The sequence below is a fragment of the Mumia sp. zg.B21 genome (genome assembly GCF_019550855.1).
Classification (GTDB): Bacteria; Actinomycetota; Actinomycetes; order Propionibacteriales; family Nocardioidaceae; genus Mumia.
Genome location: NZ_JAHWCJ010000002.1, coordinates 38,321 through 54,205, shown reverse-complemented (window position 1 = coordinate 54,205; position 15,885 = coordinate 38,321). Strand labels below are relative to the sequence as shown.

At 72.3% G+C, this 15,885-nt stretch carries 19 protein-coding genes; 4 read left to right on the top strand and 15 right to left on the bottom strand.

The genetic code is table 11. From position 1 onward, the window contains the following. Position 1: 1 nt before the first annotated feature. Positions 2 to 691, bottom strand: a complete 690-nt coding sequence (locus KV100_RS08955) for an alpha/beta fold hydrolase (protein ID WP_220342624.1) — start codon at positions 689 to 691, stop codon at positions 2 to 4. A 49-nt stretch (positions 692 to 740) separates the two neighbouring features. On the opposite strand from KV100_RS08955, the gene KV100_RS08950 reads away from it, so the two are divergent. Continuing rightward, positions 741 to 1,439, top strand: coding sequence for a YafY family protein (locus KV100_RS08950; RefSeq protein ID WP_220342623.1), 699 nt, complete (start codon positions 741 to 743; stop codon positions 1,437 to 1,439). A gap of 3 nt (positions 1,440 to 1,442) precedes the next feature. On the opposite strand, the gene KV100_RS08945 is transcribed toward KV100_RS08950, so the two are convergent. The 7 genes from KV100_RS08945 to KV100_RS08915 form a co-directional block, all read right to left on the bottom strand. Continuing rightward, a complete protein-coding gene (locus KV100_RS08945; protein WP_220342622.1) occupies positions 1,443 to 1,973 on the bottom strand; it encodes a DUF1697 domain-containing protein in 531 nt (176 codons plus the stop codon). 3 nt (positions 1,974 to 1,976) lie between these two features. Further along, a complete protein-coding gene (locus tag KV100_RS08940; RefSeq protein ID WP_220342621.1) occupies positions 1,977 to 2,855 on the bottom strand; it encodes a hypothetical protein in 879 nt (292 codons plus the stop codon). A gap of 24 nt (positions 2,856 to 2,879) precedes the next feature. Next, the gene (locus KV100_RS08935) at positions 2,880 to 3,023 is read right to left on the bottom strand and encodes a GPGG-motif small membrane protein (protein WP_220342620.1); all 144 of its coding nucleotides are present in this window, start codon (positions 3,021 to 3,023) and stop codon (positions 2,880 to 2,882) included. A 139-nt stretch (positions 3,024 to 3,162) separates the two neighbouring features. Then, a complete protein-coding gene (locus KV100_RS08930; protein WP_220342619.1) occupies positions 3,163 to 3,927 on the bottom strand; it encodes a L,D-transpeptidase family protein in 765 nt (254 codons plus the stop codon). Next, a complete protein-coding gene (locus KV100_RS08925; RefSeq protein ID WP_220342618.1) occupies positions 3,927 to 4,964 on the bottom strand; it encodes a class I mannose-6-phosphate isomerase in 1,038 nt (345 codons plus the stop codon). The genes KV100_RS08930 and KV100_RS08925 overlap by 1 nt, the downstream gene beginning before the upstream one ends. Then, positions 4,961 to 5,884 (bottom strand): aldo/keto reductase family oxidoreductase, encoded by a 924-nt coding sequence (locus tag KV100_RS08920; RefSeq protein ID WP_220342617.1) that lies wholly within the window; start codon positions 5,882 to 5,884, stop codon positions 4,961 to 4,963. Before KV100_RS08920 ends, KV100_RS08925 begins: the two co-directional genes overlap by 4 nt. Before the next feature lie 40 nt (positions 5,885 to 5,924). Further along, positions 5,925 to 7,958: an NADPH-dependent 2,4-dienoyl-CoA reductase gene (locus KV100_RS08915; protein ID WP_220342616.1), complete on the bottom strand. Its 2,034-nt coding sequence runs from the start codon at positions 7,956 to 7,958 to the stop codon at positions 5,925 to 5,927. A 26-nt stretch (positions 7,959 to 7,984) separates the two neighbouring features. Here KV100_RS08915 and KV100_RS08910 point away from each other — a divergent pair, with 26 nt between their 5' ends. Beyond that, complete coding sequence (locus KV100_RS08910) at positions 7,985 to 8,236, top strand: SCO4848 family membrane protein (RefSeq protein WP_220342615.1); 252 nt, start codon at positions 7,985 to 7,987, stop codon at positions 8,234 to 8,236. Here KV100_RS08910 and KV100_RS08905 read toward each other — a convergent pair. Both KV100_RS08905 and KV100_RS08900 read right to left on the bottom strand, forming a co-directional pair. Then, positions 8,193 to 8,759 (bottom strand): PadR family transcriptional regulator, encoded by a 567-nt coding sequence (locus KV100_RS08905; RefSeq protein WP_220342614.1) that lies wholly within the window; start codon positions 8,757 to 8,759, stop codon positions 8,193 to 8,195. The two genes, KV100_RS08910 and KV100_RS08905, sit on opposite strands and share 44 nt — an antisense overlap. Positions 8,760 to 8,808: 49 nt before the next feature. Beyond that, complete coding sequence (locus KV100_RS08900; protein ID WP_308291396.1) at positions 8,809 to 9,915, bottom strand: FAD-dependent oxidoreductase; 1,107 nt, start codon at positions 9,913 to 9,915, stop codon at positions 8,809 to 8,811. A 66-nt stretch (positions 9,916 to 9,981) separates the two neighbouring features. Between KV100_RS08900 and KV100_RS08895 the strand changes: the two genes are divergently transcribed. Beyond that, complete coding sequence (locus tag KV100_RS08895) at positions 9,982 to 10,377, top strand: VOC family protein (RefSeq protein ID WP_220342613.1); 396 nt, start codon at positions 9,982 to 9,984, stop codon at positions 10,375 to 10,377. 17 nt (positions 10,378 to 10,394) lie between these two features. Here the strand turns inward: KV100_RS08895 and KV100_RS08890 are convergent, their stop codons facing one another. Together KV100_RS08890 and KV100_RS08885 are read right to left on the bottom strand one after the other, a co-directional pair. Beyond that, positions 10,395 to 10,979, bottom strand: a complete 585-nt coding sequence (locus KV100_RS08890) for a YdeI family protein (RefSeq protein ID WP_220342612.1) — start codon at positions 10,977 to 10,979, stop codon at positions 10,395 to 10,397. A 15-nt stretch (positions 10,980 to 10,994) separates the two neighbouring features. Beyond that, on the bottom strand, positions 10,995 to 11,561 hold the full coding sequence (locus KV100_RS08885; protein WP_220342611.1) for a dienelactone hydrolase family protein: 567 nt from the start codon (positions 11,559 to 11,561) through the stop codon (positions 10,995 to 10,997). Between the two features lie 61 nt (positions 11,562 to 11,622). Between KV100_RS08885 and KV100_RS08880 the strand changes: the two genes are divergently transcribed. Beyond that, positions 11,623 to 11,997 (top strand): nuclear transport factor 2 family protein, encoded by a 375-nt coding sequence (locus tag KV100_RS08880; RefSeq protein ID WP_220342610.1) that lies wholly within the window; start codon positions 11,623 to 11,625, stop codon positions 11,995 to 11,997. Positions 11,998 to 12,009: 12 nt separating this feature from the next. Here KV100_RS08880 and KV100_RS08875 read toward each other — a convergent pair whose 3' ends face one another. The 3 genes from KV100_RS08875 to kdpC are packed head-to-tail and all read right to left on the bottom strand — an operon-like array spanning position 12,010 to position 15,879. Next, on the bottom strand, positions 12,010 to 12,687 hold the full coding sequence (locus tag KV100_RS08875) for a response regulator (protein WP_220342609.1): 678 nt from the start codon (positions 12,685 to 12,687) through the stop codon (positions 12,010 to 12,012). Beyond that, positions 12,684 to 15,224, bottom strand: a complete 2,541-nt coding sequence (locus KV100_RS08870) for an ATP-binding protein (protein WP_255566102.1) — start codon at positions 15,222 to 15,224, stop codon at positions 12,684 to 12,686. The genes KV100_RS08875 and KV100_RS08870 overlap by 4 nt, the downstream gene beginning before the upstream one ends. 13 nt (positions 15,225 to 15,237) lie before the next feature. After that, positions 15,238 to 15,879: a potassium-transporting ATPase subunit KdpC gene (kdpC, locus tag KV100_RS08865; RefSeq protein WP_220342607.1), complete on the bottom strand. Its 642-nt coding sequence runs from the start codon at positions 15,877 to 15,879 to the stop codon at positions 15,238 to 15,240. Positions 15,880 to 15,885: the final 6 nt, after the last annotated feature.

Genomic DNA, 15,885 nt, shown 5'->3' with positions numbered 1-15,885 from the left:
CTCAGCCGCGCTGGTCGAGCATCTCAGCGAGGGCGCCGGCGAGCCCGGTCGCGTCCTCGAGCATCGGCAGGTGGCCCGTGGCGAGGCTCCGCTCACGGCGGGTACCGAGCCGGGCAGCGAACCGTCCTTGGAGGCCAGGGGAGAGCTCGCGGTCCTGCGTCGTCGTCACGTACCCGGTCGGCACCCGTAGCGCGTCGGTCCCGGTCCGCCCGCGGTAGAGGTCGGGCGACTCGGGCACGAACTCGGCGACGATCCGCGCGACAGTGGGCTCGTCCAGGCCCGCAGCGACGCCGCGGCGGAGGGCGCCGTCCGGTGGCCGGGTGCCCGCGAGCCGCATCGCGAGGCTCATCAGGTGGCGCTGTGGGAAGGGCATCGAGGAGACGAACGACCCGCCGGGTGGCGGGACGACGGCGCTGACTCCGATCACGGCGCTGACCCGTGGGCGAGCCCGACGGGCGAGCTCGGTGCCGACGACGCCGCCGGACGAGTGCGCGACCACGGCAAACCGGTCCCACGGCGCGGAGTCGAGGGCAGCGTCGACGTACGAGGAGAGGTTCGGCGCACGACCGTCGGGCCGGGAGGCGACCACGGTCTCGTGGTCGGGGCCGAGTGCTTCGCGCGCCGCGTCCCAGATCCACGCCGGTAGCCCGGCGCCGCTGAGCAGGAGGACAGGTCCACCGGAGTTCGTCATCACCCCATCGTCTCGTCAGAACTCGTCACCCTTGTGTCACCCTTTTCTCATGAACCGCACCGATCGGCTCTACGCGATCCGGGAGGAGCTGCGCCGCGCCGGCGCGCGGGGCCGCACCGCCGAGCAGCTGGCCGCGACGTACGAGGTCAGCGTCCGGACGATCAAGCGGGACGTGTCGGCACTGCAGCAGGGCGGGTTCCCGATCTGGGCGCGCCTGGGTCGTCACGGGGGCTACGTCGTGGACCCGGACGCGACCCTTCCGCCGTTGAACTTCTCCGAGGCCGAGGTCTCCGGGCTTGCCGCGGCGATCTCCGCCCATCGGGGCGAGCCGTTCGACACCCAGGCGCGCGCCGCCCTCGCCAAGGTGCTCGACGGGATGGCGCCACCGACCCGCCTCCGTGCGACCGCTCTCTCCGAGCGGGTGTGGATCGACCGCGCGGACGACACCACCGGCGACGCGCGGTCCCGCCGGGCGGTGGAGGAGGCGCTCCAGGAGAGGCGCGTGCTCTCGCTGCGTTATCGGGACGGATCGGGGGTCGTCACTGATCGCCGCGTCGATCCGCAGATCCTCGCTTCCACGCGCGGCTCGTGGTACCTCGTGGCGCACTGCCGCACGCAGGACGCGCTCCGCTGGTTCCGGCTGGACCGGATCGAGCGTGCGAGGCTCACGGCAGCACGTGCCGTCGACCTCCCGGTCGAGAGCATCGGAGCCCCGCCGGCGACCGCGGCACCCGTCGCGGACCTGTGAGCGTCACTGCGCCATCGCGGCGAGCTTCTCGACCGTCCTGAGGTTGCGCGCCGTGCCGACGACGCCGGACAGCTTGAGCAGCCGCGGTGCCGTGATCGCACTGCGTGCCACCCCGTCGGCGTAGCGGAGGTGCAGCTCTCGCCCGATCGGTGCGACGCGGTCGGGGCCGAAGTCGTAGGACTCAAGGGCGCGCACCGCGTCGGCGCTGGGTTCGGAGGCGAGGAACCACACGTGGCAGAGCTTGGGCTCGTGGACGTCGTGCGGGTAGGCGTCGCGCGCGGCTCGCAGCTCGGCGGCGGTACGAGGAATGGCGTCCGTCGTGACGCCCATCCGGTCGGCGATCCCCGCCTCGAGGGATGCGCCGAAGGCTGCTGGGTCGCCCGGCGGCGTGCAGACGAGGTTGCCGCTGTTCACGTACGTCGCCACGTCGAGGGCGCCGAGGTCGCTCGCGAGCGTACGCAGGTCTGCCATCGGCACCGTGTGGCCACCGACGTTGACGGCCCGCAGGAGGTAGGCGACCTTCTGGGACGCCACGGCCTAGAAGCCGCCGAAGTCGAACCCGCCGCCGTCTCCGCCGCCGCCCCAGTCGAAGCCGCCGCCACCACCGTCGAAGCCGCCGCCACCACCGTCGAAGCCGCCGCCGTCACCACCAGCATCCCCGCCGCCGTCACCACCAGCGTCGCCGCCAGCATCCCCGCCGCCGTCACCACCGCCCTCACTGCCGTCGCCGTACTCGGCGGCGGAGAGGCCGGCGTCGCTGGCGAACATGCCGCCGAGCATCGTGCCCATGAACAGCGCCGGCATGAAGGCGAACGCAGAGAAGTATCCGGCGGCGTACGGCGCGTAGGCCGGACCGGCCTGCCAGTAGGGGAGGCGCTGCGCGCCGACCATCACCTTGCGGGTGTCGGGCTCGGCGCCCGCCCTGACCCGCTCGGCGTCCAGCGCGCAGGCGGGGACGTCGCGGACGATGCCGTCGGTGGGTGCGTACTGGACGTCCTCGACCGACAGACCGTGCCGCGGGTCGAAGAAGCAGGGGGAGCGCTTCGCGGGGAGGGGGTCGCCCACCACCCGCGCCTGGACGCACGCGATGGCGTAGCGCCCGTCTTCCAAGATCTCGGTGACGTGCCGGACATCCTCGGGCTTCTCGAGGGCATCGACGGCCGTCTTTGCCGACTCGTACGCATCGAGGGCCCGCTGGTAGTCGGCGTTGGCACCCTCGTCGAGGGGTGTCCCGACCAGATCGGCATCGAGCTTCTGGAGCTCTTCGCCGAGGGCCGTGACGTCCTCGAACGCGGTCTTACGAACCGCTGAAACCTGGTCAGCGAGCTCGGCGCGCTCTCGCGCAACCGTCTTGCGACGCTCGCTGACCAGGTACAGGGCGATCGCGGCGACGACGACGAGGATTACGAGCTCCATGTCGTCAGCCTACGCGTTCGGAGGTTAAGCGAAGAGGCTCACGCCACCCGGGCCAACGAGCAGGCCCACGATGATGAGGACGACGCCCCACAGGACCTGGCGACGAACCAGTGCAACGATGCCGGCCACGACGAGGATGACGGCAAGGATCCAGAGAAGGAAAGACATGTCTCTCACTCCGTTCTCCCGGGCCGGGGGGCCCCGGGGCTAGGGGGGTGCGACATCGTCGCCGCACGATTGAGAACGCTAGCCCCTCCGTGGGGGCTTGACAGATCGCGGAGGGACTTTTCCTCGGAATCGGGAACTTTTAGCGCCCGATCGTTATCAGAGGTACACGATCTGCCCGTAGCCATTTTAGAACAAAGCGGATGAACGAGGCTGGAGCGGACACGCATCCGGCGGTCGCGGCCCTGCCGTTCGCGTGGAGGAAGATGCCCGACCCGCGATAGCGAACCGCGGCCGGAGGGCGGTTGAAGTCGACGACGATCGACCAGACGTAGGCGCGGCGGTAGTCGCGCAGACGCTCCGAGGCGTTGCGGTTCGAGGCGGGGAGCCACCACCTGAAGCCGCCCGCGCTCTTGTTGCGCAGCGTGTTGTAGGCGCGGGAGCGGTTGTCCTGCACCCAGTAGTCACCCTTGCGGACCTTCCTGTACGGCAGAGCCGTGCCGCTCGGGCGGGCGCGGAGTCCGAACGCCTCGGTCATCGTGAACGTCCCGAGCGGCGTCGTGCCCGTGGACTGCTTGCGCTTGGTCGCGGCGACCAGCCCGCCGTACCCGATGCGTCCGTTGGTGGTGCGCCGCTTGGCGATCCACCGGCCGTCGCGGAGCACCCAGAACGTGACCCGCGCATGGTACGACCGGGTGCGGTTGACCGTCACCAGCTGGCGGGTGCCGGCGCGCAGCCGTACGGTCACGCCGTCGAGCCGGACGGTGGAGGCGGCGCGAGACGCCGCCGCCGGGCTCGCGGCCGAGGACGTCGAGGTGGTCGTGGAGGTCACGGGCGTCGCCGTGGCAGGGATGCCCACGACGAGGGCAGCGGCGCCGAGCAGCGCGAGGAGGAGTCGTGGCGACATCACCCCACGATGCGCTGGCCGAGGGCTTCGCGCCACCCCTCGCCCGGACGCGCCACGAGCACGCGTGCGTCGCCGACCAACCGCCACGGCCCGAAGGCGCTCGGCACCACGAGAGACTGCCCGCCGCCGACCGGCACCGACCCTGCGGCGCCCTCGAGGACCCCCGTCCCCGAGAGCACGACGAGCGCGGCGAAGCCCTCCCGGACCTCCGGGGCGTCGTCCGGCCCGGGGGCGAGCAGGTGCAGCCGGAAGTAGGGGTCGCCCGCCTCCGGGAGGAGGGGGACGGGCGTCGCGACGCGGTCGTCCAGGTCGTGGTGGACCACGAGCTGCTCGAGCGCCTGACCGCTCAGACCCGCGGTCGAGACGGCCGCCATCGCCTGGTCGAAGCCCAGGCCGAGGTGGGACTCGTCGCGCGTGGAGGTCGTGATCGACCACTCGAGCAGGATCGAGAAGTCGGTCGGCTCCTGCACCTCGGCGACGAAGACCCCCTCGCCGATCGCGTGCGGCGTGCCGGCCGGGACGAGGAAGGCGTCGCCGGGACGGACGGGGATGCGGTTGAGCCGGCTCAGCATCCAGTCGCTGTCCTGGGCATCTCGGCGCTCGGCGAGCTCGTCGGGGTCCACGTCGGCGCTCCACCCGAGATAGACCGCCGCGTCGCCGGTGGCCTCCAGCACGAGCCATGCCTCGGTCTTGCCGTACGGGCAGTCGAGATGGCGCGCTGCGAAGTCACGATCGGGGTGGACGTGGACGGGGAGCCGCTGGCCGGCGTCGAGCAGCTTGAGCAGGATCCCGGTGTCGCCGCCGATGCTGTCGCCGCCGACCCAGGCGGCGGGGTCTGCCTGGACGAGATCGCGGACCAGCGTCCCGTCGGCCGTACGGGCGAGGCCGACCTCTGACGAGCCGTCGCGCGCCACCGTCGCGCCCACCCACTCCTCCGGGCAGCGTTCGACCGGCGGCAGGCCCCGGAGGGCGGCGATGCGCGCACCGCCCGCGTAAAAATGGTGGACGAGGTTCGGCTGGAGCAGCTGGGGGGTCACGGCACTGGCTTACCACGTGCCGCAGACCACAACGACCACCACTGGTGACGCGTCATCGCCTCTCCGACCGCCTCGGCGTCGGCGCAGGCACGGATACGGCCGGGGTCGGTCGTGCCGATGACGGCGACGACGTCCGCAGGGTGCTTGAGGAGCCACCCCAGGACGACGGCCTCCGGCGCGGCCCCGAGCTCGTCGGCGTAGCGGCGGACGAGCGCGGCCGTGGCCTCGTCCTCCGGCCCTCGCGGCCTTCCCGTGAAGCGTCCCTGGCCCAGCGGCCCGTACGCCTGGACGGTGATGGCGTGGTCGGTGCAGTACTCGAGCGTCCCCGCCACCGGTGCGTACGCCCGCGCGTCGGGATGGTTGACGAGCACGCCCGCCTCGATGAGGTCGCGGTGGTGCAGACCGAGCTCGACCTGGTCGACCTCGAGCGGCTGATCGACCGCCGAGCGCAGGTGAGCGATGTGCGACGCGGCCATGTTGGAGACGCCGAAGCCGCGGACCGTGCCCTCGGCCCGCAGCACGTCGAACGCGTCGGCGATCTCCTCCGGTCGGGCGAGCGGGTCCGGGCGATGCAGGAGCAGGCGGTCGAGCCGATCGATGCCGAGCCGCGCGAGGCTCCCCTCCACCGAGGCGAGGATGTGCTCGCGGGACAGGTCGTATGCGTTGCCGTTCTCCGCGCCGCCGAGGACGATCCCGCACTTGGTCTGGATCTCGAGCTGGTCCCGCAGGCCCGGGTTGCGGGCGAGGACGGTCCCGAACACCGCCTCCGCGGATCCGCCGCCGTAGATGTCGGCATGGTCGAAGAGACGGATGCCGATGTCGTACGCCGTGCGGACCGCGGCCTCTGCGCGGTCGACCTCCTCGTCGGTCGGTGCGGATCCGGCGGACCCGAGTCCCATGCAGCCGTAGGCGAGTCTCATGCCCTCATCCTGGCCGCTCAGCGCCGCATCGGCTCGCGGCTCAGAGGCGGGCGGCCAGCTCCGTCGCCTGGCGGATGGCGCGCTTGGCGTCCAGCTCGGCGGCCACGTCCGCGCCACCGATCACGTGCACGCTCACGCCGGCCTCGCGCAGCGGCTCGGCGAGGTCGGCGACCGACTCCTGTCCTGCGCACACCACGACGGTGTCGACCGCCAGGACCTGCTCGGCGCCGTCCTCATCGAGGATGTGGAGCCCCGCGTCGTCGACGAACTCGTACGTGACGCCGCCGAGCATGTGGACGCCGGCGTCCTTGAGCGTGGCGCGGTGGACCCAGCCCGAGGTCTTGGCGAGGCCCTTGCCCAGCGGTGCGTCCTTGCGCTGGAGGAGCCACACCTCTCGCTTCGGCGGCGCCTTGACCTTGGTCGCGAGGCCCCCGCGCTCGAGCTCGGGGTCGGTCACGCCCCAGCGTGCCATCCACTCGTCGAGGTCCTCGTCCGGCTCGTGGAGGAGGAACTCGGCGACGTCGAAGCCGATCCCGCCCGCGCCGATGACGGCGACCCTCTCTCCAGCCTCGACGCGGCCCTCGATCACGTCGGGGTACGACGCCACGCTCGCGTGGTCCAGGCCCTTGATCTCCGGCACCCGAGGGACGACGCCGGTCGCGACGACGACCTCGTCGTACGCCTGAAGGTCGGCGACGGTCGCCCGGGTCGAGAGCCGCACGTCGACGCCGGTGGTCTCGAGGCGCCGTGCGTAGTAGCGCAGCGTCTCGGCGAACTCCTCCTTGCCGGGGATCCGCTGTGCCAGCCGGAACTGGCCGCCCACCTGGTCGTCGGCCTCGTACAGGGTCACCTGGTGCCCGCGGTCGGCGATCTCCGTGGCTGCGGCGAGTCCCGCGGGGCCGGCGCCGACGACGGCGACCCGCTTGCGGCGCGGCTCGGGGACGGGGAGGAGGCGCAGCTCGGTCTCGTAGCCGGCGCGGGGGTTGACCAGGCAGGTCGCGCGCTGGTTCCTGAAGGTGTGGTCGAGGCAGCCCTGGTTGCAGGCGATGCAGGTGTTGATCTCGTCGGCGCGGCCGGCGGCCGCCTTGTTGACGAACGCGGCGTCGGCGAGCAGCGGGCGCGCCATCGACACCATGTCGGCCTGGCCGTCGGCGAGGATCTTCTCGGCGATCTCCGGGGTGTTGATGCGGTTCGAGGCGATCACCGGGATCCCGACCTCGGGACGCAGCTTGCCGGTCACCCAGGCGAACGCGGCGCGTGGCACCGAGGTGACGATCGTGGGGACGCGGGCCTCGTGCCAGCCGATCCCGGTGTTGAGGATCGACGCGCCCGCCTCCTCGAGCTTGCGGGCCAGCTCGACGGTCTCCTCCCAGGTCTGCGCGTCGTCGACGAGGTCGAGCAGCGAGATCCGGTACTGGACGATGAACTGCTCCGCGGTGGCCTCACGGATGCGGCGGACGACCTCGACGGGGAAGCGCATCCGCTTCGCGGCGGTGCCACCCCAGGCGTCGGTGCGGTCGTTGGTGCGGGCCGCGAGGAACTGGTTGATGAGGTATCCCTCGGACCCCATGACCTCGACGCCGTCGTAGCCGGCGCGCTGGGCGAGCAGCGCGGCGCGCACGAAGTCGTGGATCGTCCGCTCGACCTCGCGGGTGCTCATCGCGCTCGGCTTGAACGGGGTGATCGGCGACTTCTTCGCCGAGACGCCCTTGGAGAAAGGGGAGTACCCGTACCGGCCGGCGTGCAGCACCTGCATGAGGATGCGGCTGTCGTGGGCGTGGACCGCCTCCGTGACCTCCCGGTGGCGGTCGGCCAGGCGACGGGATGCCATGGTCGAGCCCATCGGGCTGAGCCAGCCACGCCAGCTCGGGGCGTACCCGCCGGTGACGAGGAGCGCGGTGCCACCCTCGGCCCGCTCGGCGAAGTACGCCGCGAGCTTGGAGATGTCGCTCGCCCGGTCCTCGAGCTTGGTGTGCATCGAGCCCATCATCACGCGGTTGCGCAGCGTGACCCCGCCGACCGTGATCGGGGAGAGGAGGTGCGGGTACGGGGTGGGGGCGGGCTGCTCAGCCATGGGATCCTCTGGTGTTCACTAGACGGGTGATCTCTCGTCGTGCTGCGTGGTTCCTGGTGCTGGCCGGGGTGTTCAACATCGTCATCTGGCCGCGGTTCGGGATGGCGGTGTGGGACGACGAGCGAGCGTGGGAGGGCGCCGTCGGGGACAGCACGCCGACCGGCTTCCTGTGGGTCCACGCGGTGCTGATCGTCGTGGCCGTCTCGATCGCGGTCGGCATCCTGTGGGTGGCGTTCACGGCGCTCCGGTCGAGGCGGAAGGCGCGCTCGGCTGTTTGAGCAGCCGTTCGACCTCCTCGCACCAGTCGAGCCCGGCCTGCTCGAGCAGCAGACCTCCACGGAGCACGGCGTACTGCGCGCGCTGGCCGTCGTCGAGCGCATCGGCGTCGGAGAAGTTGCGAGCCTCGTCGGCGCGGTAGTACGCGAGCCGCTCGCGGTGGGTCTCCGCCCGGCGGCGTACGTCGGCGAGAACGGCGTCGCGGTCGCAGTACGGCAGCCCGCGGAGCTTGACCGCGAAGTCGCTCCGGGAGGCTTCTGACGGGCTCGGTGTGCGTGACCACTCGAGCAGCGAGGCGTGCCCCGCGCCGGTGATGGCGTACACCTTCTTGTCCGGTCGGCCGTCCTGCGGAACCGGGTGCGACTCCACCAGCCCGTCACCCTCCATCCGCCCCAGCACCTTGTAGATCTGCTGGTGGCTGGCCTTCCAGAAGTAGCCGATCGACTTGTCGAACCGGCGCGTCAGGTCGTAGCCGCACGCCGATCGTTCGGCGAGCGAGACGAGGATCGCGTGCTCCAGGGCCATGCGCCCGAGTGTATATGCAACTCGTTGCAGTGCAAGCCGTTGCATCGGCTCAGGCGGCGGCTCGGTCGTCGAGGACCCGCACCGCCGACCGGGCGGCCACCCGCCCCGCCCGGTTGGCCCCGATCGTCGACGCCGAGGGCCCGTAGCCGACCAGCTGCACCCGGTGGTCGCGTGCCGCGGTCGTCGGGGTGTGCGCATCCTCACGGGCGACGAGACGCACTCCGCCGGTGTCCTCGCGCAGGTGCAACGGCGCCAGGTGGCGCAGCACGGCCCGGAAGCCCGTGGCCCACACGATGGCGTCCGCGTGCCGGAAGGTCCCGTCGGCCATCCGCACCCCCTCGGGCTCGATCCGCGTGAACATCGGGTGCCGCTCGTACGCCCCCATCGCCGCGGCGCGTGCCTCTTGAGGGCGCAGCAGCAGACCGGTCACACTCACGACGCTCTGCGGCGGGAGGCCCTGCCGTACGCGCTCCTCGACCAGCGCCACCGCCTCGCGGCCGGCGTCCGGGTCGAAGTCGCCGACGCGCCACACGGGCTCGCGACGCGTGACCCAGGTCGTCGACGCGGCGAGCGGGGCAATCTCGCCGAGGACCTGCACGGCGGAGGCGCCGCCGCCCACGACGACCACGTCCAGACCGGCGAGGTCCTCGGGTCCCTCGTAGCCGTGGGTGTGGAGCTGGCGGCCGCGGAACGACGACGCTCCGGGATAGCTCGGCCAGAACGGTCGCTCCCACGTCCCCGTGGCGTTGATGACAGCCGGCGCGCGCCACACGCCGGCATCCGTGCGGATGAGGAGGTCCCCGCCGCGGTTCCCGGGTTCGGCGTCCTCGACTGCGCTCACCCGCACCGGTCGGACGACGGGGAGGCCGAAGCGCTCCTCGTAGGCGGCGTAGTACGCGGGAACGAAGTCCCGGGCGGCCGCGTCGTCCACGGCCTCGGGCACATCGAGTCCCGGAAGGGTCGCGATCCCGTGGACGTCACCCATCGTCAGCGTGCGCCACCGGTGCTGCCACGCGCCCCCGGGAGCGGGGTTCGCATCGAGGACGACGAACGAGGCCCCGAGCCGCTGGAGGTGGTACGCCGCCGAGAGCCCGGCCTGCCCTGCGCCGATCACGACCACGTCGACCAGGGTCACGGTGTCGGGAGAACGGCTCACGTATGAGGACAACCATCGCGTCGGCGCGGGTGTTCCGGGAGGGCGCGCCCGGATAGCGTGGCCGCCATGACGGTCCCGCACTCCGACCCGGAGCACCTCGCCTTCGTCCACCTGCACCACGTCCAGCTGGCGATCCCGGCCGGCGGCGAGGACGCGTGCCGTGCGTTCTGGGGCGGTGTGCTCGGCATGCACGAGCTGGAGAAGCCCGCCGAGCTCGGGGCTCGGGGCGGCTGCTGGTTCCGGTCGGGCGGCGTGGAGGTGCATCTGGGGGTCGAGGAGGACTTCCGACCCGCGCGCAAGGCGCACCCCGGGATCCTCGTCGCGCGGATCGACGACGTGGCTGCGCGGCTCGCGGCGGCCGGCGTGGAGGTGACCTGGGACGACGCGTTTCCAGGGCACCGGCGCTTCTACACCGCAGACCCGTTCGGCAACCGGCTCGAGGTGCTCCAGCCCCTCGGGTGACCGCTGCGACGTCCTGGCTACCGGTTGTTGGCGGCGATCCCCTGGGCGGCGAGCCGGACCACCTCGGCGATCCGCGTCTCACGGGTGCTGGGCCGCTTCGCGTCGACGAGCCAGCGCAGGATCTGCTTGCGGCGCCCGGCGGTGAACGCGTCGAACTGACGCCGTGCCTCGGGGTCGGCGTCCAGGGCGGCCGCGAGGTCGTCGGGGACCTCCATCGCCTCGACGGAGTCGAGCACGGTCCACGACCCGTCGGCCTTCGCCCGGTCGATCGCCTCCCGGCCGGCAGGAGTCATGCGTCCGGAGGCCTCGACGCGGGCGACACGCTCCTTCGACAGGCGGCTCCACACCGAGCCGGGGCGACGGCGGGTCATCCACAGCATCGAGTGCTCGTCGTCGAGGCCCTTGGCCTGACCGTCGATCCAGCCGAAGGCCAGGGCCTCCTCGATCAACGCCTCGTACGAGAGGTCGGGGCGGTCGGCCTCGTGTCGAGCCCACACCACCCAGACCCCGGGGTCTGGGTCGGCGTGGTGGTCGGCGAGCCAGGCGCGCCACCGGGTCGCCGAGCTGATCGGGAGTCGTGGGGCGTCGCTCATCGATGACATCGCGGGACCTCCTCGTCAGCCGACGCGGGAGGCGAAGGCGAGCACGCGCTCGCGCAGCAGGCCGGCCGCGTCAGAGTCGTAGTCGACGTTGCCGACCTCGCCGAACAGGTGACGGGTCCCGGGATAGCGGAACACCTCCGCCCCGGAGGCCTCGGCGAACGGCGCGACCTCGGCATCCCAGTCGATCCACGGGTCGTCGACCATGCCGTGGACCTGGGCGGGGAGTCCGGCGGGCCAGGTCGAATCGAGTGCCTCGGGAGGCAGCACGCCGTAGAGGAAGACAGCACCGAGGGCCCCGGGTCGGGTCTGGGCCTCGAGCTGGGCGAAGACCGCCCCGAGCGACATCCCCATCCACAGGACCTCGGCCGGAAGCCCGTCGACCGCCGCTCCTGCGCGGCGCATCAGCTCCTCCCGGCCGACCTCGTCGCGGTAGCCGACAGCCTCCTCGACGCTGGTGAACGTCCGGCCGTCGAAGTAGTCGGGCGTGTGCACGGTGTGGCCGGCCGCACGGAGCTCGTCGGCGAACCCGACGAACCCCTCGGTCTGCCCCTGGGCGTGGTGGAACAGCACGATCTCCGTCATGCTCCAGCACGCTAGACCCGAGCGCCGAGACGTGTCAGTGCCCGCACCTACTCTCGAACACATGTCCACGTCGTCCGATCTCCTCGCCGCCCCACGCACTCCCGACGAGCTGAGCGTGCAGCTCGTCGAGCGCCTCACCGCCCGCGACGTCGAGGGCGTCGTCGCGCTGTACGAGCCGACGGCCGTGCTCGAGATGCCCGACGGCCGCCTCGCGGTCGGGCACGACGACATCCGTGCCTTCTACGCGCGCGCCCTCGCCGGTCACCGGCCGATCCGGGCGGGCATCCCGCGTCGGCCGCTGGTTCGAGGCGACGTGGCCCTCTCCACGACGGTGCTGCCGATGGACGCCGGTGCCGGCGGCGCGACGTGCGAGGTCGCGCGGCGTCAGCCCGACGGGACGTGGCGCTGGATCATCGACCGCCCGAGCGTGCGCTGAGCCCGGGAGCGCTCACCCGACGAAGCGGTAGCCCAGCCCTGGCTCGGTGACGAAGTGCCTGGGGTTGGCGGGGTCGTCCTCGAGCTTGCGGCGGATCTGCGCGAGATAGACCCGCAGATAGTGGGTCTCGCGCTCGTACGCCGGTCCCCACACCTCACGCAGAAGCTCGCTCTGGCGGACGAGCCGCCCGGGACGCCGCAGCAGGGCGGTGACGATCCTCCACTCCGTCGGGGTCAGGTGCACCTCCACGCCGGACTTCACGGCGGTGCCGTCCTCGGGGTCGATGACGAGTCCGCCGACGGAGACCGCGGGCGACGGCGACGGGGAGGTCCCGCCCCTGCGTACGGCCGCCCGCAGGCGAGCGAGCAGCTCCTCCATCCCGAACGGCTTCGTCACGTAGTCGTCCGCACCCGCGTCGAGCGCCTCGACCTTGTCGTCGGCCTCGTGGCGCGCGGAGAGCACGACGATCGGCACGCTGCTCGTGGCACGGATCCGGCGGATCACCTCGGTGCCGCTCACGTCGGGCAGGCCGAGGTCGAGCAGGATCACGTCAGGGACCCGCTCGGTCACGGCCTGCAGCGCCGACCGTCCGTCGCCGGCGGTCTCGACCTCGTAGTCGCGTGCGCGGAGGTTGATGCGGAGCGTCCGCAGGATCGCGCGGTCGTCGTCGACCGCCAGCACGACGGTCATCCTGGCTCCTCGTCCGGTGGGCCCCCGGAGACCGGTGCCTGCGGCAGCGTGACGACGAAGGTCAGGCCACCGCCCGGCGTCTCCTCGACCTCCAGCGTGCCCGACATCGCCTCGGTGAGCCCACGCGCCACGGCCAGACCGAGACCGACACCGTCACCCTGCGGCACGTCACCCAGGCGCTGGAAGGGGGCGAACATACGGTCGCGCCCTTGGGACGGCACCCCCGGGCCGTGGTCGACCACGCGCACGGACACCCGGCGAGCGCCGTCGGACTCCGTGTACGCCGACGCCTGGACCTGCACCGGACCCGAGGTGTGCTTGAGAGCGTTCTCGCCCAGGTTGGCGAGGACGCGTTCGAGGAGACCCGCATCAGCGCACGCCCCCGGGAGGCCCTCCGCCGCCCGGACCTCGATGCGTTCGGCGTCAGGCAGCCCCGCGACCGCCCTGCGGACGACCTCGACGACGTCGACGTCGGTGGGGAGCGCGGTGATCGCGCCTGCGCGGAGGCGGCTCATGTCGAGGAGGTTGGCGACCAGCGCGTCGAGGCGGTCGGCAGACTCCTCGATCGTCATCACCAGCTCGGCCTCGTCCTCCGCCGACCAGGTGATCTCGTCGTTGCGCAGGCTCGAGGCGGCAGCCTTGATGGCGGCCAGCGGACTCCTCAGGTCGTGCGAGACCGCGGCGAGGAGGGCCGTACGCGTCCGGTCGGCCTCGGCCAGCTCGTGCGCGTGCACGCGCTGGTCCGCCGCTCGCGTACGGTCCCTGACGACTCGGGCGTGCGCGGCGTAGGCGGTGAGGAGCCGCCGGTCCGAGGCCGCGAGCGTCCGTCCCCGGAGCACCAGGGAGGTGTGGTCGTCGATGGGCACCTCGACGTCGGCAGCCGAGACGGTGTCCGGTGCGTCGCCGTACGCGGCGACCGTCTCCCACCCGGGCGACGCCCGCTCCAGGATCGCCGCGCCACGCATGCCGAAGACCTTGCACGCCTGTGCGAGCAGCGTCGGCAGGCTCTCGCCCGCATGGAGGAGGCTGTGGGAGAGGACCGCCAGCGCGTCGGCCTCGGTCGACGCCCGCCGCGCCTGCGCGGCCCGTCCTGCCGCGACGTCGACGACCGACGCGACGGCGACGCCCACCACGACGAAGACGCCGATCACCACGACGTACTGGCCGCGCGCGATCGTCAGCGTGTGCACCGGGGCCACGAAGAACCAGTTCAGGAGGACCGCGGACAGCAGGGCCGCCACGAGGGCCGGCACCAGACCGCCCACCAGCGCGACCAGCACCACCACGCTCAGCATGACCATCGACTCGAGAGTGAGGTCGTGCAGGTCGGCGGTGAGGTTCAGGAGGAGCGCAGCGAGCACCGGGAGACCTACACCGAGGACGTAGCCCAGGACGGTGCGCCGGGTCCCGAGGTCGGGCCGCCGCCGGTCTCGGGAGCCTCTCCGCGCCTCCTGGTGGTTGACGATGTGGACGTCCACGTCTCCCGAACCGGCGATCACCCGCTCGCCGACCCCAGGTCGCAGGGCTGCGGACCACCGGCCGCGCCTGCTGGCGCCGATGAGGATCTGCGACGCGTTCTCCGCCCGCGCGAACGAGAGGATCCCGTCGGCGACGTCGTCGCTGACCACGGTGTGAAAGCTGCCTCCCAGGTCGGTGACCATCGCGTGCTGGCGTGCCAGCTGGTCGGGCGAGGTGCCCGACAAGCCGTCGCGACGGGCGACGTAGACCGCCAGCCACTCGCCGCCCGCGGTCCGACCGGCGATGAGCGCCGCCCGGCGGAAGAGGGTCGCGGACTCCGCGCCACCGGTCACCGCGACCACGATCCGCTCCCGCGCCGGCCAGGTCGCATCGATCTGGTGCTCGTGCCGGTAGCGCTCGAGCCCTTCGTCGACCTGGTCGGCCACCCAGAGCAGCGCGAGCTCGCGGAGCGCCGCGAGGTTGCCCTCCCGGAAGTAGCGGGACAGCGCCGCGTCCACCCGGTCGGCGGAGTAGACGTTGCCGTGGGCCAGCCGGCGCCGCAACCCCTCGGGACTCATGTCGACCAGCTCGACGGTGTCTGCGCTGCGCACCACCTGGTCGGGCACGGTCTCCCGCTGCCGGACCCCGGTGATCGCCTCCACGACGTCGTTCAGCGAGTCCAGGTGCTGGACATTGAGGGTGGTGACGACGTCGATCCCGGCGGCCAGGAGCGCGTCCACGTCCTCCCAGCGCTTGGCGTGCGTAACGCCAGGGACGTTGGTGTGAGCGAGCTCGTCGACCAGGACGACCTCGGGCCGCCGGGCCAGGACGGCGTCGAGGTCCATCTCCTCGTACGTCGACTCCCGGTACGTGACCCGACGTCGGGGGACGAGCTCCAGACCGTCGAGCTGTTCGGCGGTGTGGACCCGGCCGTGGGTCTCGACGAACCCGACGACGACGTCGGTCCCGCGGTCGCGGCGGCGGCGTGCCTCGTCGAGCATCCGGTAGGTCTTGCCGACGCCGGGAGCGGCCCCGAGATAGACCCGGAGCCGCCCGCGGTGCGAGGGCGGATGGTCCATGTCCGCCATCCTGTCAGGCCTTCGCGGCGTCGAGGATCGCAAGGTTGAGCAGCAGGACGTTCACTCCCTCCTCGCCGAGGAAGCCGAGCGTGCGCCCGGCGGTGTGCTCGGTGACGAGGTCGCGCACTGTCGACGGGTCCAGGCCGTTGGCCTCGGCGACGCGTGCCACCTGGAGGTCGGCGTACACCGGCGAGATGTGTGGGTCGAGGCCGGAGCCGGAGGCGGTGAGGGCGTCGGCCGGGACGTCGGACGGGGCGACCCCCTCCTCCTCGGCGACGGCGGTCCTCCGCTCCTCGATCGAGGCGAGAAGGTCCGGGTTCGATGGGCCGAGGTTGCTCGCGGCGCTCGCCAGCGCGTCGTACTCGGTGGCCGACGGCCGCGGGTGGAACAGCGCCGGGTCCTCGAAGGTCTGCCCGATGATCGCGGATCCGACGGGTCGGCCGTCGACCTCGACGACCTGCCCGTTCGCGTGGTCGTGCGCGACGACCTGGCCGACGGCCCAGACGGCTGCGGGGTAGCCGATCCCGAGGATCACCGTGAGGACGAGCAGGATGCGGAGCCCCGTCGCGGTCTGACGCAGGAGCCCGGCGCCGAGCGGGGCGTGGACAGGTGCCGCATCGGACTCCCGGTCCGCGGGGGTGGTGGTCGTGGTCATGCGCGT

What these genes read in the sequence shown, in the direction of transcription:
- KV100_RS08955 (WP_220342624.1), bottom strand. Translation starts at nt 691, where the DNA reads ATGACGAACTCCGGTGGACCTGTCCTCCTGCTCAGCGGCGCCGGGCTA.
- KV100_RS08950 (WP_220342623.1), top strand. Translation starts at nt 741, where the DNA reads ATGAACCGCACCGATCGGCTCTACGCGATCCGGGAGGAGCTGCGCCGC.
- KV100_RS08940 (WP_220342621.1), bottom strand. Translation starts at nt 2,855, where the DNA reads ATGGAGCTCGTAATCCTCGTCGTCGTCGCCGCGATCGCCCTGTACCTG.
- KV100_RS08935 (WP_220342620.1), bottom strand. Translation starts at nt 3,023, where the DNA reads ATGTCTTTCCTTCTCTGGATCCTTGCCGTCATCCTCGTCGTGGCCGGC.
- KV100_RS08930 (WP_220342619.1), bottom strand. Translation starts at nt 3,927, where the DNA reads ATGTCGCCACGACTCCTCCTCGCGCTGCTCGGCGCCGCTGCCCTCGTC.
- KV100_RS08920 (WP_220342617.1), bottom strand. Translation starts at nt 5,884, where the DNA reads ATGAGACTCGCCTACGGCTGCATGGGACTCGGGTCCGCCGGATCCGCA.
- KV100_RS08915 (WP_220342616.1), bottom strand. Translation starts at nt 7,958, where the DNA reads ATGGCTGAGCAGCCCGCCCCCACCCCGTACCCGCACCTCCTCTCCCCG.
- KV100_RS08905 (WP_220342614.1), bottom strand. Translation starts at nt 8,759, where the DNA reads ATGGCCCTGGAGCACGCGATCCTCGTCTCGCTCGCCGAACGATCGGCG.
- KV100_RS08895 (WP_220342613.1), top strand. Translation starts at nt 9,982, where the DNA reads ATGACGGTCCCGCACTCCGACCCGGAGCACCTCGCCTTCGTCCACCTG.
- KV100_RS08890 (WP_220342612.1), bottom strand. Translation starts at nt 10,979, where the DNA reads ATGTCATCGATGAGCGACGCCCCACGACTCCCGATCAGCTCGGCGACC.
- KV100_RS08885 (WP_220342611.1), bottom strand. Translation starts at nt 11,561, where the DNA reads ATGACGGAGATCGTGCTGTTCCACCACGCCCAGGGGCAGACCGAGGGG.
- KV100_RS08880 (WP_220342610.1), top strand. Translation starts at nt 11,623, where the DNA reads ATGTCCACGTCGTCCGATCTCCTCGCCGCCCCACGCACTCCCGACGAG.
- KV100_RS08875 (WP_220342609.1), bottom strand. Translation starts at nt 12,687, where the DNA reads ATGACCGTCGTGCTGGCGGTCGACGACGACCGCGCGATCCTGCGGACG.
- KV100_RS08870 (WP_255566102.1), bottom strand. Translation starts at nt 15,224, where the DNA reads ATGGACCATCCGCCCTCGCACCGCGGGCGGCTCCGGGTCTATCTCGGG.
- kdpC (WP_220342607.1), bottom strand. Translation starts at nt 15,879, where the DNA reads ATGACCACGACCACCACCCCCGCGGACCGGGAGTCCGATGCGGCACCT.